Origin of the sequence: Brucella sp. HL-2 (genome assembly GCF_025846885.2) — a bacterium.
In the GTDB taxonomy this organism is placed as follows: domain Bacteria; phylum Pseudomonadota; class Alphaproteobacteria; order Rhizobiales; family Rhizobiaceae; genus Brucella; species Brucella quorumnocens.
Genome location: NZ_JAOYTK010000013.1, coordinates 84,734 through 100,655, shown reverse-complemented (window position 1 = coordinate 100,655; position 15,922 = coordinate 84,734). Strand labels below are relative to the sequence as shown.

Sequence of the window (15,922 nt, the reverse complement as noted above, 5' to 3'; positions counted from 1 at the left end):
TCACGCCTCCAGTGCAGATTTGGCGGCGGCGAGACTCGATGCGCCGGTGATGACGGTGTCTTTCAAGGAACTAACTTCCGCCAACATGTTTTCAGCAAAGAACCGACAAAGGGCTGCCCGGCCTTCATCATCGCTGGTCAGAGCTGCACGTGCGAGATACGCACCGCCAACGGTTAGCGACAACAGACGCTGATACGGTGTGGCTCCAGCGAGCGCTTCCTCTGTCCGGCCTTCGCTTGCTGCCTTTTGCAGCCAGTCGGTGGCTAAGCGGGCTTCGTCAATGGCAACGGACAGGCGCGCGCCTGTTTCACCAAGTTCAGGACGGTTTGAGGCCTTGGCCTTGTCAGCCTCATCCTGCAATTCGGCAAAGAAGCCCGTGATATGTTCGCCGTTGCCAATTGGCAATTTGCGTAGCACGAGGTCGATAGCTTGAATGCCGTTTGTGCCTTCATAGATTGGAGTAATGCGGGCATCGCGCAGTAGCTGCGCCGCACCCGTTTCTTCAATGAAGCCCATACCGCCATGGATTTGCACACCAAGCGAGGCCACATCAACACCGACATCGGTTGCAAAGCTTTTGGCTAAAGGCGTGAGAAGGCCAGCACGGTCCGACCAGAATTGTGCGTCTGCCCCCTCGGTCGCATGACTCATGTCAATTGCGTGAGCGCAGGAATAAGTGATGGAGCGGGCAACTTGCGTCAACGCCTTCATGGTGAGCAGCATGCGCTGCACATCGGGGTGCTTGATGATCGGGCTCATGCCCTGCTTGGGATCAGCACCAACAGCACGGCCTTGTTTGCGTTCCTTGGCGTAATTCAATGCTTGCTGATAGGCAGCTTCCGCTACGCCAACGCCCTGAATACCAACCAGGAGACGCGCATTGTTCATCATGGTAAACATGCAGGCGAGACCGCGATTTTCTTCGCCAATCAGATAGCCAACTGCTCCGGGTTCTTCCCCCTTCGCAAAGCCGTCACCATAGATCATAGTGCAGGTAGGGGAGGCGTGAATCCCCATTTTGTGTTCAAGGCCTGAGCAGAAAAGATCATTACGGCGGCCAAGCGAACCATCTTCATTGACGAGGAACTTCGGCACAAGAAACAGCGAAATGCCCTTCGTGCCAGCAGGGGCATCGGGCAGGCGTGCCAGCACCAGATGCACGATATTCTCGGTCAGGTCATGCTCACCGTAAGTGATGAAAATCTTTTGGCCAAAGATGCGATAGCTGCCATCATCGCTCCGCTCTGCGCGCGCACGTAAAGCACCGAGATCAGAGCCAGCTTGCGGCTCGGTCAGGTTCATTGTGCCCATCCACTCGCCGGTGATGAGCTTTTCGAGATAGATATCTTTAAGCTCTTTTGATGCGTGCTTCTCCAGCGCTTCAACCGCACCCATGGTGAGTGTGGGAGCGATGGCAAAAGCCAGTGTGCCGGAGTTCCACATTTCGCTGACCGCCACCGACATCATTGTCGGCAGGCCTTGACCGCCATATTCCGGCGTGCCAGTTAGCGAGTTCCAACCTCCTGCAATCCAGTCGGCATAAAGCTCTTTCCAGCCTGGAGCAGTGGTGACAACGCCATCTTTCAACGTGGCGCCATGTTTGTCGCCAGGGATACGAAGCGGCTCGACGCGCTCGGCGGCAAACTTGCCAGCCTCTTCCAGAATAGCTTCCGCCAAATCGGCAGAAAATTCAGGAAAACGACTATCCTCAATAGCTTTTTCGAGGCCTGCGACCTTCATAAGCGTATGGGAAATTTCAGAAACCGGCGCGCGATACATCTTTCCTCCTAAAAACCTTTTCCTCAAAAGGCTCCGAATTGCCCGTAAATCTCTGGCAATCCGTTCAGCCTGATGGCTGGTCATGAGTAAGAGCTATCGGCTTATTACGTAAACGTCAATATTCACACGATGAAGTTATTGATAGTTTCAAGAGTGGCTGTGATGTTATTCAGCCTGGTCGCGGTTGAGGCGCGCCGCACGTAGCCGCGCTGTCTTTGCATCTACGGCATCGCGTTCGCCCTGTAGAATGGCTTTAGCGGCCTTGTCGGTCGTCGCGTTCTTCGCTTCCATTCTCGAAGGATTGGACTTGAAGAGCGTATCTTTGGTCAGTTGTTCTTTTTCGTTATCTGACATGGACGGTTCTCCAATAGTTGCTGTACCACAGCTTCGCTATATTTGACTGCGCCACTTTCCGTTGCACAACGCCTTACATCATATCGGATCGAAGGTGATGCTAAGCGGCAAATTTGAGCTGTTAGAGCGACCTTTGTACGCCCGCTAGGGCGCAAGGCGCCTAACAAATACAGCAGTAAAAAATAAAAAAGGCCGGGCAATACCCGACCTTCATATTGTCTCAACGATCAGTGCCAGTACATCCGTGGTCAAAGGTCGGAGACAAATCTCTTGGCTCTATTATCTGGGCGAAGCTGTTTAGAACCTCGCCCAAAAAATATTAGAGAGCCTGCAGGTTTTCAGCTGCATTCTTGCCCGAACGGCGGTCTGCGACCACGTCGAAGCTAACCTTCTGGCCTTCGTTCAGCGAATGCATGCCCGAACGCTCAACAGCAGAGATATGTACGAACACGTCTACGCCGCCGTCATCAGGCTGAATGAAGCCGAAGCCCTTGGTTGAATTAAAGAATTTTACTGTTCCGTTTGCCATGTTGAATTCCTTTCAAATCGCACGGTTAATATATAATGGATCGAAATCCATCGCCGAATTTCACGAGTTTGAAAGAAATACCGGGTGGCGAAATCGCGCCGCAACATTCGAAAACAAAATCGATGCCCGATATATATGCGGCATTCGTGGCATTTACAAGACACTTTTCCAAAAATCATAAAAATACTATTATCAATATAAAATAGTGCGAACTGAATATTACGAAAGAACGTTGCAACTATATAATTTTCGAGCCTAACGGATGACGATCTGTAAACCGCAACCAGAACAATGGCATATGGGAATTCCGCCGTTTAACGAAATTTTCTTGGTCTTCATTTAGAATATAAGCATGTTCAAAGGGACCGTTATATGACGCTCGTACCGTATTTTCTGACTGTTAATCTGACGGTTTCGTGCGTTTTTATCCTGACATTCGCTTTCGTTGCCATTCAGGAACGGAATTACTCTGCCCCGCGCTGGTTCACGCTTGCGTCGATATCTGCAGCGCTTGTCGCAATCTCCGGTTACTGGATTCCGCTTGCTGCCAATCCACGGGTGCTCGTGCCCGTTTCATTTGCGCTTCTGATGGCTACCTTTCTCGCGATAATTATTGGCTTGCAAAGCATCTACAGGCAGAAGATTGATTGGAAGCTCATTGGTGGGTTCTTCGTCGCTGCCATTGTGTGTAATGTTTTGATCTACGATCTGCCGCGGACATCTTTCCTGCATCGTTTTCTCTATCAGCTACCACTTTGCCTCGTTCAGCTTCTGATGATCCGGGTGATCTATCGCTCTGGAATGCTGCGGCTGGTTGATAAACTGATGATAGCGCTCGCGATCTTCAGTTGCCTCCATTATCTGTCGAAAGCCTTGCTCATTGCCTCGCCAGGCTCTGACATGCGCCCCGAGGATGAGGTTAATACGCTCCATGTGCTTGTCTCGCTGTCGATAGGCGTGTTCGTGCAGGTCGCGCGGGGACTGCTTCTGCTGCTAAGCACGGTTTCGCATATGGTGGGGGAGGCGAGCGAGCAGTCAGAAGTCGATGAGTTATCGCAGATTTATAATCGCCGCGGCTTTGATCGCCATGTTTCGCGGGTGCTGGTGCGCAAGGGCGCGCGTATTCGCTATTCAGTGATCATGAGCGATCTGGATTTCTTTAAACGCGTCAATGATACCTATGGGCACGATGGTGGCGACCGGGTTATCGCAGCCTTTGGCAAATTGCTCAAATCACAATTGCCCCGATCAGCCGTGGCAGCGCGCATGGGTGGAGAAGAGTTTGTGGTCTTCATTCCGGATAGTGATATGACAGTTGCTGAAGCCCTGGCGCAAAGCCTGCGCCAGGCATTATGTGAACTGCGCTTCGAAGGAAAATCCCCTGATTGGGGTCCAACTGCGAGCTTTGGTGTGGCAGAGCAGGTCGAGGACGAAGGTCTTTATGAAACAATGCGTCGCGCCGATGCCGCGCTCTACCAAGCCAAAAAGGCAGGACGCAACCGTGTTCATATAGCCTGAACTAATTGCCCGAGCGTTCGCGCTCGACGGCTCTCCAGCCGATGTCTGAGCGGTAGAACCCCTCCGGCCAGTCGATCTTCTTCACGGCATCATAGGCATTGGCCTGTGCTTTCGCGACAGTTTCGGCAATCGCTGTAACGTTGAGTACGCGCCCGCCATTCGCAATAAGTTCGCCGTCTTTTTCTGCAGTGCCTGCATGGAAAACCTTTAGGCCCTCAATGCCCTCGAGCTTGTCAAGGCCGCGAATGGTGCTGCCCTTTTTCACGTTGGTCGGATAGCCTTCTGCAGCCATGACGATTGTAAGCGCGGGCTGGTCTTTCCATTCAAGCGACACTTGATCAAGCCTGCCGTCAACGGCAGCATTGATGAGGTCGAGCAGGTCACTTTCAAGGCGCATCATCAGTACCTGACATTCAGGATCACCGAAGCGGGTGTTGTACTCAATGAGCTTGGGGCCATCTTTGCCAATCATCAGCCCCAAGAAGAGTACGCCGGAGAATGGCGCTCCGATTTCTGCCATGCCGCGCATGGTCGGCTCGATGAGCTCGCGCATGGTACGCTCAACGATTTCGGGCGTCATTACAGGGGCAGGAGCATAGGCTCCCATGCCGCCGGTGTTTACGCCCGTATCGCCGTCGCCGACGCGCTTGTGATCTTGTGCTGAGCCGAGTGACAGTGCCGTCTTGCCATCGCAAATGCAGAAGAAGCTTGCTTCCTCGCCGTCGAGGAACTCTTCAACGACGACTTCGGCACCGGCTGAACCAAACGCGCCTTCAAAGCAGGCGTCGACAGCGTCGAGCGCTTCATCGAGCGTCATGGCAACGACTACGCCCTTGCCGGCAGCCAAGCCGTCCGCTTTGACAACGATAGGTGCGCCCATTTCTCGGATATAGGCTTTGGCTTTTGGCGCATTGTTGAAGCGACCATAGGCACCGGTCGGGATATCAAAGCGCGCGCAGAGGTCTTTGGTAAAGCCCTTGGAGCCTTCAAGCTGAGCTGCAAGCTTCGAGGGTCCGAAAACCCGAATGTTGGCAGCAGTCAGATCGTCAGCAAGGCCTGCCACGAGCGGTGCTTCCGGACCAACGATGACAAGATCAATAGCCTTATCTGTGGCAAAGGCGATGACTGCTGCGTGGTCGGTTACATCAAGTGCGGCAAGTTCCGCATATTCGGTAATGCCGGGATTGCCGGGCGCGCAATAGAGCTTTTCGAGCTTGGGAGAAGCGGCAAGTTTCCATGCCAGTGCGTGCTCGCGGCCACCAGAACCGATCAACAGAACTTTCATGCCTTGCTCCCTGCGCGTGAGATAAGTAAATAGCCACTTAGAGCGCCGTGCGTCCTCTTGGGCGCACAAAGGACACTCTGAACTAATGGATCTACGCATCGTGCTTTCCAAAAATCCATTCCGATTTTTGGGCCGATGCTGTAGTTACTTCGGGTCTCTATTGCCCATCGCGCGTGCGAGCAAGGGCAGTGCCGCAATTTTTCGATAAAAAGCGGACTGGTGGCCTGTTTTCGACATTTGTATCCCTCGGTTACAAGCATTGGGCAAATATCGGAATCAAAGGACCAGTAGCGAGTTTATATATCTAGTGGATTTTTCGAATGTGACGTTTGAAACTGTGTTCCAATCAGCCGGAATTCAAGCGCCAAATTCAAATCCCTAGACCGTCGCAGTTTCAGGAAAGCAGGCAGTCATGCAGCATTTAGAGGCAAAGTCGGATGTCCAGTCGCGGGAAAACCGCGGACGGGTAAAGGACGCGCCATCAGGCCATTGGGTTTATCGTATTTTGCCACCCTGGCTCTGGCCTTATGCACAGCTTGCGCGTTGGGACCGGCCAATCGGCTGGCAGCTTCTGTTGTGGCCATGCTGGTGGTCAGCAGCACTTGTTGCAGGGGCCGGCGCACAACCGGGCGATGGCGCATGGGCAGTTATGCCGTCGCCGTGGCATCTGGTACTGTTCTTTATTGGAGCTGTGGCTATGCGCGGTGCTGGCTGCACCTATAATGACCTTGCCGATCAGGACATCGACGATAAGGTCGACCGCACCCGGTCGCGGCCACTGCCGTCAGGGCAAGTGACGCGCAAACAGGCCAAGCTGTTTCTGGTCTTGCAGGCTCTGGTTGGTCTGGTCGTTGTGTTGCAGTTCAACTGGTTCTCTATCGGGCTTGGAGTTGGCTCGCTGCTGATCGTCGCGGCCTATCCATTCATGAAGCGTTTTACCAATTGGCCACAACTGGTACTTGGGCTTGCCTTCTCATGGGGTGCGCTGATGGGCTGGGCGGCAGTCGAAGGTTCGCTCGCGCTTCCACCTGTGCTGCTTTATATCGGCGCGATTCTGTGGGTGATCGGCTATGACACCATTTATGCACATCAGGACAAGGAAGATGATGCGTTGGTCGGTGTTGGCTCGACTGCGCGCCTTTTCGGAAAGCATACCAAGACGGCGCTCATGGTGCTTTATGGTGGTGCGATCGGGTTTTTCGCGGCAGCTTTTGCAGTGGCTCAGGTACCAATGCCCGCGCTGGCAGGTCTGCTTGCCGCAGGTGCACATCTTTATCGCCAGATCATCGTGCTCGATATCGATAATCCGGACCAGTGCCTGAGATTGTTCAAATCGAACAACATCGTCGGGCTTATTATTTTCTTAGGTCTTGTACTTGGAAGCCTCTGGGTCGCGGTCAAGCCGCTGGTCTAGAAGGTCAAAAAGGCCACCGAAACGGTGGCCTTTTTGTTGTTCGACTATGGATAGAGCCTGTCCTTGTTCCAGTCGCCTTCCGGCGTGGGTCGCGTGAACAACACGCGATCATGCAGACGGAATGGACGGTCATGCCAGAACTCAATGGAAGTTGGGCGAATGCGGAAACCAGACCAATGAGCAGGGCGAGGGATTTCGCCAATTGCATATCGGGCCGTATATTCAGCAACAGCCTTTTCCAGTGCAAAGCGGCTTTCAAGCGGACGCGACTGCTTGGATGCCCAGGCACCGATGCGGCTACCACGCGGGCGTGAGGCATAATAAATATCGGCTTCTGCGTCGCTAACCTTTTCTACAGGGCCGCGCACTCGCACCTGACGGCGCAGCGACTTCCAATGAAAGCACATTGCAGCTTTTTCGGCAGACAGGATTTCCTGTCCCTTTGCGCTCTCATAATTGGTGTAAAAGACGAAGCCGTGCTCATCGAAATCCTTGAGCAACACCATGCGCACATTGGGCAGCCCATCTGGATCGACAGTGGCCAGAGCCAGTGCATTCGGATCGTTCGGCTCGCTCTTGGTTGCATCATTGAGCCATTCAGCGAAGAGGTTGAACGGTTCTGAGCTTTGGGTAAAATCGTCGGTGGCGCTGGTCATTTGTTTGTTTCGCAGTTCGATTGGAAAGCATGTTCGCTTGTTTGTGGTTAGGAACCTCGTCCAATTCGTAAGCTTTGTCCATGCCCGCTTGTTGCGGCAGATTACACAAGCATGTTTTGCGCGCGGAGCCAGTTTTCAAACCAGATCGGCCACTCTGCCGTCGGAGTGCCAGGGCGACCCATGCCAAAACCGTGGCCACCTGATGCGATTGCGTGAAATTCCACCGCTACGCCTGCTTGCTCACAAGCCTGCTGCATGATGCGACTGTTGGCCGGATTTGAAATGGGGTCGTCATCGGCCTGTGTGAGAAAGATCGGAGGGCAATCCTTGCCCACATGGCTCTCGACCGACCATTGTTTCACTGCTTCATCTGTGGGGTGTTTCCCCACGAGTGAGCGTCGTGTTGAGGTGTGGTCATAGGGCGCTGCGAGCGTGATGACGGGATAAATGAGTGCCGCAACATCTGGCCGTGCGGATTGTACATCGATGCTGTCGATGGGCTGGTAAGACGGAAAAGCCGAGCGCGTGGCGGTGAGGCCCATCAGATGGCCACCTGCTGAAAAGCCAAGCGCGCCGATCTTGTTTGGATCGATACTCCAGTTTGAAGCTTGCGCACGTACAACACGAAAAGCACGTTGCGCATCTTGTAGTGGTGCAAGCGGTCCATTCGTCCAGCCCTCAATCGGCAAGCGATAGGTCAGCAGAAAAGCATAGATGCCTCTTTCTGCAAGCCAGCGAGCGGCAGGATTGGACTCTTTGCCTTCCTCGATGCGCTTATATCCGCCGCCCCCTGCAAGGATCATCGCTGCACCGTTTGGACGTTTGGGCGCGAAAACCTCAAGACTTGGCGCGGCAATGTTAGTGATTGCGCCTTTTGCACTGATTTGCTGAGAACCACTGGGGCCGCCACCACCGGGCGGGAAGGCTGGCCAGAGCGGAATCCGGGTGCTTTGTGCCCTTGCGGACAAAACAGGCATGTTTAGCGCGGTGGCCAAAACTGCACCACCAATCAGTAACCCACGACGGGAAATCACATATTCCTCCCCGGTTCGATATTCGTGCAATCTGAAAATCCAAACATGGCAGATTTAAAGCGTATCCCGAAAAGTGTGAAACGGGTTCGGCTTCGATGCCCGTTAAACACCATTAGATCAAATCGCATTTCAGTTGTTTGCATGCCGGGAAACAGCTTGAACGAAGGAAGCTGTGCCCGCCAGTTTTATACCGTTGTCCTTTGGTATTGATTTGTTTACCTTGCCCGCGAACCGCTTGTTAACTCCATATCCCCCATATTCGCTACATCTTTAGGGTGTATTTAAGGGAAGACCGTTGGCTGCTTTATCCGCTCGCCGCGAAAAATATGACGACTCTGCAGTTTTAAGCGTGGCGCTTCTACGCCATGCAGCTCTTGCTATGGTTGTGATGTCATTGGCTGGTTGCGCCATGGGCGGGTTCAGTATCGAAAAAGCGGTGCCTGATTCTTCGACGATCACCGGTTCAGTAAAGCCAGCCCAAAAGGTTGAAACAGATACCGGCAAGCTTTCGGATCAGTCTACGATTAAGAGTGTCGTCTCTGCGCTTGATTTCACCCAATGGGGTAAAAAGCCGGTGCCTTGGGCCAATCCCGATACCGGCAGTCAGGGAACGATCACTACGATTGCCGAGACAAAATCCGATGATGGCCTATGTCGGAAGTTTGAAACTTCGCGCGAAGCATTTGACGGCGTTTCCATTTATCGTGGTGAGACGTGCATGCAGCGCGGCGGCCAGTGGACCCTGACTTCTTTTGCACCAATTTAAGCTTTCTGGGAAACAGTCCTCTATAACTCTGGAAGTTTCTGAGCTTAGTGCGCATATTATGGCAAACTGAGTCTAAAGACTGAGATTACAGTCATTTTTCCTGAATGAGGACTTTTATGCGCGATCCCTATAGCGTGTTGGGCGTCGCCAAAACGGCGAAGCCCGAAGAAATAAAATCGGCTTTTCGCAAGCTGGCCAAAAAACACCATCCGGATCAGAACCAGGATGACCCAAAGGCGCAGGAGCGTTTTTCGGAGATTAATCAGGCTTACGAGATTGTTGGCGACAAAGACAAGCGTGGCCAATTTGATCGAGGCGAAATTGATGCCGAAGGCAAGCCAGCCTTTCAGGGGTTCGGTGGGCAGGGTTTCGGCGGGCAGGGCGGTTTTGGTGGTGCCGGTGGCGATCCGTTCGCCGGTTTTCGCCAGCGTGGCGGGAGCGGCAATTTTGAATTTCGTGGTGCCGGTGGTGGTCAGCAAGGCGGCTTTGGCGGTGCGGAAGACATATTGAACGATCTGTTCGGCGGTGCTTTTGGCGGCGGTGCTCGCGGTGGGGCACGTCAGCAGCGCGGACCCGTCAAGGGCAGTGATCTTGCTGCGTCTATCAACATCACGCTTGAACAGGCAGCTGGTGCCGACAAGGTTGAAGCCGTATTTCCGAACGGTAAACATCTGAAGATCAAGCTGCCGCAGTTTGTTGAGGATGGTCAGACCATCCGGCTTAAAGGGCAAGGCGAACACATTGTGGGCGGCACGCCGGGCGATGCTTTGGTGACGATCCACTTCAAGCCGAGCACGCGCTTCAAACTTGAAGGCCGCGATGTGCACGTTGATCTTCCTGTCGAGCTTGCCGATGCGGTTCTTGGAGGCAAAGCGGAAGTGGATACGCTCAATGGCCGCATAGCCGTCAAGGTTCCTGCATGGTCCAGTTCCGACAAGGTACTGCGGCTGAAAGGCAAAGGTTTGCCGCTCAAGGCCGGTGGCCATGGCGATCTTTATGTTCACGTCCGTATTATGCTGCCGGAAGGCGGTGACACGGAGCTGGAAGAGTTTTTGCGCAAGCGCAAGACTGACTAAACGGCACCGGGGCTGGAAGCGGTTACTGCATTCAGCCCTGGAAACCATCTATGCTGGCACATTTCCCACCCGCAGCCGATGCACGAGCACAACTGTGCTGTGCGATAAAATCACAATACCCGGCTTTTTACGCGCAATTGCTTGAAGCCTGTGCAAGCCTGTGCGATAGGGCATCTAGTTGATTATATTTCAATGAGGACCCTTAATGACCGCAAAGTCTGGTTTGTTGCAGGGCAAGCGCGGATTGATTCTGGGCGTAGCCAACAACCGTTCCATCGCCTGGGGTATTGCCAAGGCCGCTCGTGAAGCTGGAGCGGAACTTGCATTCACCTATCAGGGTGATGCGTTGAAGAAACGCGTCGAGCCACTGGCTGAAGAATTGGACGCTTTCGTCGCTGGACATTGCGATGTCTCTGACGGTGCAAGCATTGATGCTGTTTTTGAAGCACTTGAAAAGAAGTGGGGCAAGCTCGACTTCGTCGTGCACGCGATTGGTTTCTCCGACAAGGATGAACTGACTGGCCGTTACGTCGACACAAGCGAAGCCAATTTCCAGAACACGATGCTGATTTCAGTCTATTCGCTTACGGCAATTTCGCGCCGTGCAGAAAAGCTGATGGCTGAGGGCGGTTCTATTCTGACGTTGACCTATTACGGTGCTGAAAAAGTTATGCCGAACTACAACGTCATGGGCGTTGCAAAGGCAGCACTTGAAGCAAGCGTAAAGTATCTCGCAGTCGATCTTGGACCACAGAACATTCGCGTCAACGCGATTTCTGCTGGCCCGATCAAGACGCTGGCTGCATCCGGCATTGGCGACTTCCGTTATATTCTCAAGTGGAATGAATATAACGCGCCGCTGCGCCGTACCGTGACCATCGATGAAGTAGGCGACGTTGGTCTCTACTTCCTCTCCGACCTGTCTCGCTCGGTTACCGGAGAAGTACATCATGCCGACAGTGGTTATCACGTCATTGGCATGAAGGCGGTCGATGCGCCGGATATCTCGGTCGTCAAGGACTGAGCCAGATAATACCAAATCCCGAAAAGTTGACCGACTTTTCGGGATTTTTCTTATGTCTTTCCCGTGCGGGAAGGCTATCGAGAAAGAGCACATGCGCAACACTGCGCATCAAACGATGAAATCAAGCGGCAGATAGAGGTAGGGTTTTGGCTCGGGAGATCATCTACTTTTCGCGTCACGGTGAAACCGACTGGAATGTTTCGCAGCGCATACAGGGGCAGCTCGATATTGATATCAACGCCCATGGCCGTACGCAGGCTGATCGAAACGGCGATGTGCTGAAATCGCTTATCGGCAATGGGGCAGGCTACGATTTCGTGGCAAGCCCGCTGCGCCGTACGCGCGAAACTATGGAGCGTATTCGTTTGCGCACGGGGCTCGACCCATACGACTTCCGCACCGATCCACAACTGATGGAAGTGAATTTCGGCGACTGGCAAGGCTTCATGATGGAAGACATTGCCAAGGAAAGCGTCGATCTCGTTGAAGCCCGTGCCCGCGATAAATGGAATTTCATCCCACCGGGAGATACTGCCGAAAGCTACATGCGGCTTTCACAGCGGATTGGTCGCTGGGTTGAGGCCGTGGAATGGCCAACCGTTTGCGTGACGCACGGCGGCTGCATCCGCACCTTGTTCTATCTCTATGGCGATATGGATGGTCACGCCGCCGCAAATCTCTCCATTCCGCAGGATAAGATTCTGAAGTTTGAAAACGGCAAGCTTGAGTGGGTTTAAAAAGCCGGGTAACTTTTCAGGTCTGTGAAGAGGCGTTGTAATACCCGCACTGAAAGCTCACCTTGCGAGAATAGTATGCTCTTCAAACGCTTTGCAGTTATTGCTGATATTCACGGCAACAGCGATGCGCTGGCAGCTGTACTCGCTGATATCGATGCGTTGCGTATCGAAACCATTATCAATCTAGGTGACCATCTGAGCGGGCCGCTCGCAGCCCGTGAGACGGCGGATAAGCTGATGGCGCGCGCGATGATCTCCATTCGTGGCAATCATGACCGCTGGTTGGTCGAAAAGTCTATCGCCGAGATGGGGCCATCGGATCGCGTTGCTTTTGAGCAACTTGAAGAGCCGCATCTTGCTTGGCTGCGCAATTTGCCCGCAACCCTAACACTCGCGGACGGGCGAATTTTTATCTGTCATGGTACGCCGACGAGCGACATGACTTATTGGCTAGAAACGGTCAAACGAACCGGCGATGTCGTTCTGCGTGGTCGTGATGAAATCGAAGCGGAGGCAGAAGATGTTGCCGCTTCGCTTATCCTCTGCGGTCATACGCATACGCCGCGCGTGGTGCGTTTGAGTGACGGTCGCCAGATCGTCAATCCAGGAAGTGTGGGGTGCCCCGGCTATGATGATGATCAACCGGTGCCGCATATTGTCGAGACAGGAACACCGAATGCCTCCTATGCCATTATCGAAGATGGTGCTCTGGGATGGCAGGTCACGTTCCGTAGTATTCCTTATGATACCACACGTATGATCACGCTTGCCGAGCAAGCGAATAGGGAGGAATGGGCACAGGTCATCCGCAGCGGATGGCTTCGGAAGGCATAGGGTCGTAGGTCATAAAACGCCTTTATTGCCATTTGGCAAAAATATGCTATCTTTCCGCCATAAGGAAGGTGAGCGATGGAACTTCAACCAATCAGCATAACGCCCGCAGGCGGTCTGATAAGCGTGATCACTGACGAGGAAGCGGGCGCACTTGCACGCACCACGGTCAACTTGCTTAAGGCTTGGAAGCTGTCGGACACGGAGGCCTGTACGCTCTTGGGCGATATGTCAGCGCGCACATGGGCGCGTTGGAAAGAAGGTACTATCGGTCGCATCGATCGCGATTTGCGGATGCGGATGGCGCATCTTATGGGCATTCACAAAGGCCTGCGTTATCTGTTTCGTGATGCCGCGCGCGGCTACGCCTGGATCAGAAAGCCCAATGCCGCTTTTGGCGGGCTTTCGGCGCTTGATCTCATGCTGCGTGGTGAAATTTCCGATCTTGCTGCCCTTCGCGACTGGCTAAATGCGGAGCGCGGCGCATGGTAAGTGAGCTGGCTGTAAAGCGCCAAGTTCACTGGCCGCAGACTTATCGCATCATCCGCTCCATCCATCCCCCCCATTGATCTGTTTGAAGATATTGCTGATCCCCGCGATTGGGAGGCTCTGGCTTCAGTTGAAGAAAAGACCAATCCGCGTATTCGTTTCGAGATTGGCGATCTTGGAAAAGTGCCTGCCGACCGGCGAGTAGCGGGCCACGGCGCATCTTACGTGATGGCGCCGTTCGTGCATTGCTCCACGCAGCGACCCGGTCGCTTTAGCGACGGAAGCTACGGTATTTATTATGCTGCGGACCGTGAAAATGTGGCGGTTGCTGAAACCATCCACCATCATGAAAAATTCATGCGCGCAACAAATGAAGAGCCCGGATGGACTTCAGACTTTCGGGCGCTGATTGGGAGTGTCGATCGGGAACTCGATGATGTGAGCAAGGTGCCGGACGTGCTTGATCCGGTCGATTATACGGCTTCGCATGTCGAGGGGCGAGAACTGCGCGCTCAGGGAAGTCAGGGACTTCTCTGGCCGAGCGTGCGGATGCGCGGTGGCTTTTGCATCGGGATTTTCTGGCCGAATGTTATAACGATTCCCGTCCAGGGGAGGCATTACAGCTATCACTGGAACGGAACCCGCGTCGATTTTGTTCGCCAATACGACACGGGTATTGTGCTTGAGGTGAAATGATATTTACGGCGCTTCCTGAATGTCGGTAATGAAGCGGGTATCATCAGCTTCATCATAGAGAATGATGACCTTCATACCTTTGGAAATCGCGGAATAGTCAAACTCGCCGGGCAATTTATAGGTTTTGCCATCATCCAGCGTGATAGTTTCTTTGTCTTGATTGATACCAGTGATCTTGCCCTCGACATCATCCGCCATGGCGACGGTCGAGAAAAGCGAGGCAATGATGAAGATCAGTCCCACCACATACTGCATGGCTGTCATCCTCCTTTTGTGTGCCAGTCTGTCCTTTGACTGATTCGACACGAATTGCATTTTGCGCAATCACTTTCCCTCTGGTTGTATAGTCTGACTGTACGGATAGAAAATGGGCAGCGCAATGTGATTATTGACCCCATTTTAGTGGGCGGAATGTGTCAAAAAGAATGCGGTATGTGGATGATCCGAAGGAAATTTTGCGATCTCGATGAACCTATTCCGAGCTATAATTTGACCATGGCTGAAAAGGCCAATAAAACCAGCGCGTATCCTGCCTGAAAAGGCGCATTCCTTAATCGGGCTTAGCAATGTCTCATAACAGTTTTGGTCATCTCTTCCGCGTAACAACCTGGGGCGAAAGCCATGGTCTGGCGCTTGGTTGTGTGGTGGATGGCTGCCCTCCCGGCATCACCTTCACTGAAGCCGAAATCCAAGCCTATCTCGACAAGCGTAAGCCCGGCCAGTCGAAATATACAACCCAGCGCCGCGAACCGGATCAGGTACGCGTGTTGTCTGGCGTTCTGCTTGGCGATGATGGCGTGACCATGACTACCACCGGCACGCCGATTTCGATGATGATCGAAAACACTGATCAGCGTTCCAAGGATTATGGCGATATCGCGCGGCAGTATCGTCCGGGCCATGCCGACTACGCCTATGACGTCAAATATGGCATTCGCGACTTTCGCGGTGGTGGACGTTCCTCTGCGCGTGAAACGGCAGCACGTGTTGCTGCTGGGACGATTGCTCGAAAAGTTGTTCCAGGTCTTGAGGTGCGCGGCGCGCTGGTCTCGATGGGCATTCACGACATCGACCGCACGCGCTGGAACTGGGATGAAGTCGATAACAATCCGTTCTTCACGCCTGATGCCGGTTCGGTTGAGGTTTTCGCCGATTATCTGGACGGCATTCGCAAGAATGGCTCTTCCATTGGCGCGATTATTGAAATCGTGGCTGAAGGCGTGCCAGCAGGCATCGGCGCGCCGATCTATGGCAAGCTCGATCAGGATATCGCAAGCCTGCTAATGTCGATCAATGCCGTCAAGGGCGTTGAAATCGGTAATGGTTTTGAGGCCGCACGCCTGACCGGTGAAGAAAACGCTGACGAAATGCGTATCGGCAATGACGGACAGCCGATGTTCCTGTCCAATCATGCGGGCGGCGTTCTGGGCGGTATCGCGACGGGCGCGCCAGTTGTTGCGCGTTTTGCGGTCAAGCCGACTTCATCGATCCTCACTCCGCGCAAGTCCATCGATAAGGACAGCAGGGAAGTTGATGTAATGACCAAGGGCCGTCATGATCCTTGCGTGGGTATCCGTGCGGTGCCAATTGGCGAAGCTATGGTCGCCTGCGCAATTGCTGATCATTATTTGCGCCACCGTGGTCAGACAGGCCGCGTGTGACGGGTAAGACCAATACCCCGGGGTGCAACTCATTGGGTATTGATTAAGCCTTTATGGCGACTGAACATTTTCG

General features: G+C 53.5%; 16 protein-coding genes and 1 pseudogene. 10 read left to right on the top strand and 7 right to left on the bottom strand.

The window, feature by feature from the left end:
• The 3 genes from OIV19_RS15195 to OIV19_RS15185 all read right to left on the bottom strand — a co-directional run bounded on the left by OIV19_RS15195 (position 1) and on the right by OIV19_RS15185 (position 2,662).
• Entirely contained in the window at positions 1-1,779 is a 1,779-nt protein-coding gene (locus OIV19_RS15195; protein ID WP_264232151.1) for an acyl-CoA dehydrogenase family protein, read from the bottom strand.
• 165 nt (positions 1,780-1,944) lie between these two features.
• Positions 1,945-2,133: a hypothetical protein gene (locus OIV19_RS15190; protein WP_095446134.1), complete on the bottom strand. Its 189-nt coding sequence runs from the start codon at positions 2,131-2,133 to the stop codon at positions 1,945-1,947.
• Between the two features lie 319 nt (positions 2,134-2,452).
• Positions 2,453-2,662, bottom strand: coding sequence for a cold-shock protein (locus OIV19_RS15185; protein WP_024896137.1), 210 nt, complete (start codon positions 2,660-2,662; stop codon positions 2,453-2,455).
• Positions 2,663-3,034: 372 nt separating this feature from the next.
• Between OIV19_RS15185 and OIV19_RS15180 the strand changes: the two genes are divergently transcribed.
• Positions 3,035-4,180 (top strand): GGDEF domain-containing protein, encoded by a 1,146-nt coding sequence (locus OIV19_RS15180; RefSeq protein ID WP_095446135.1) that lies wholly within the window; start codon positions 3,035-3,037, stop codon positions 4,178-4,180.
• 1 nt (position 4,181) lies between these two features.
• On the opposite strand, the gene purD is transcribed toward OIV19_RS15180, so the two are convergent.
• Positions 4,182-5,465, bottom strand: a complete 1,284-nt coding sequence (gene purD, locus OIV19_RS15175; RefSeq protein ID WP_264232150.1) for a phosphoribosylamine--glycine ligase — start codon at positions 5,463-5,465, stop codon at positions 4,182-4,184.
• A 412-nt stretch (positions 5,466-5,877) separates the two neighbouring features.
• On the opposite strand from purD, the gene ubiA reads away from it, so the two are divergent.
• Positions 5,878-6,879 (top strand): 4-hydroxybenzoate octaprenyltransferase, encoded by a 1,002-nt coding sequence (ubiA, locus tag OIV19_RS15170; RefSeq protein ID WP_095446137.1) that lies wholly within the window; start codon positions 5,878-5,880, stop codon positions 6,877-6,879.
• Positions 6,880-6,923: 44 nt separating this feature from the next.
• Here the strand turns inward: ubiA and pdxH are convergent, their stop codons facing one another.
• Both pdxH and OIV19_RS15160 read right to left on the bottom strand, forming a co-directional pair.
• On the bottom strand, positions 6,924-7,550 hold the full coding sequence (gene pdxH / locus OIV19_RS15165; protein WP_264232166.1) for a pyridoxamine 5'-phosphate oxidase: 627 nt from the start codon (positions 7,548-7,550) through the stop codon (positions 6,924-6,926).
• Positions 7,551-7,636: 86 nt separating this feature from the next.
• Positions 7,637-8,569, bottom strand: a complete 933-nt coding sequence (locus OIV19_RS15160) for an alpha/beta hydrolase (RefSeq protein ID WP_264232149.1) — start codon at positions 8,567-8,569, stop codon at positions 7,637-7,639.
• A gap of 295 nt (positions 8,570-8,864) precedes the next feature.
• Between OIV19_RS15160 and OIV19_RS15155 the strand changes: the two genes are divergently transcribed.
• The 7 genes and pseudogenes from OIV19_RS15155 (at position 8,865) to OIV19_RS15125 (ending at position 14,188) form a co-directional block, all read left to right on the top strand.
• On the top strand, positions 8,865-9,335 hold the full coding sequence (locus OIV19_RS15155; protein ID WP_244923275.1) for an RT0821/Lpp0805 family surface protein: 471 nt from the start codon (positions 8,865-8,867) through the stop codon (positions 9,333-9,335).
• A 116-nt stretch (positions 9,336-9,451) separates the two neighbouring features.
• Positions 9,452-10,411: a DnaJ C-terminal domain-containing protein gene (locus OIV19_RS15150; protein WP_095446140.1), complete on the top strand. Its 960-nt coding sequence runs from the start codon at positions 9,452-9,454 to the stop codon at positions 10,409-10,411.
• 205 nt (positions 10,412-10,616) lie between these two features.
• Positions 10,617-11,435, top strand: coding sequence for an enoyl-ACP reductase FabI (gene fabI / locus OIV19_RS15145; RefSeq protein ID WP_095446141.1), 819 nt, complete (start codon positions 10,617-10,619; stop codon positions 11,433-11,435).
• Between the two features lie 146 nt (positions 11,436-11,581).
• Complete coding sequence (locus tag OIV19_RS15140; protein ID WP_264232148.1) at positions 11,582-12,172, top strand: histidine phosphatase family protein; 591 nt, start codon at positions 11,582-11,584, stop codon at positions 12,170-12,172.
• A gap of 75 nt (positions 12,173-12,247) precedes the next feature.
• Positions 12,248-13,006, top strand: a complete 759-nt coding sequence (locus OIV19_RS15135) for a metallophosphoesterase family protein (protein ID WP_264232147.1) — start codon at positions 12,248-12,250, stop codon at positions 13,004-13,006.
• Between the two features lie 75 nt (positions 13,007-13,081).
• Positions 13,082-13,495 carry an antitoxin Xre/MbcA/ParS toxin-binding domain-containing protein gene (locus OIV19_RS15130; protein WP_264232146.1) on the top strand — a complete coding sequence of 138 codons (414 nt, stop codon included), beginning with the start codon at positions 13,082-13,084 and terminating at the stop codon, positions 13,493-13,495.
• A pseudogene (locus OIV19_RS15125) lies at positions 13,489-14,188 on the top strand (RES family NAD+ phosphorylase). The gene OIV19_RS15130 and the pseudogene OIV19_RS15125 overlap by 7 nt, the downstream one beginning before the upstream one ends.
• A gap of 3 nt (positions 14,189-14,191) precedes the next feature.
• On the opposite strand, the gene OIV19_RS15120 reads toward OIV19_RS15125, so the two are convergent.
• Positions 14,192-14,443 (bottom strand): DUF1344 domain-containing protein, encoded by a 252-nt coding sequence (locus OIV19_RS15120; RefSeq protein WP_095446146.1) that lies wholly within the window; start codon positions 14,441-14,443, stop codon positions 14,192-14,194.
• A 311-nt stretch (positions 14,444-14,754) separates the two neighbouring features.
• Between OIV19_RS15120 and aroC the strand changes: the two genes are divergently transcribed.
• Positions 14,755-15,849, top strand: a complete 1,095-nt coding sequence (aroC, locus tag OIV19_RS15115; protein ID WP_264232145.1) for a chorismate synthase — start codon at positions 14,755-14,757, stop codon at positions 15,847-15,849.
• Positions 15,850-15,922: the final 73 nt, after the last annotated feature.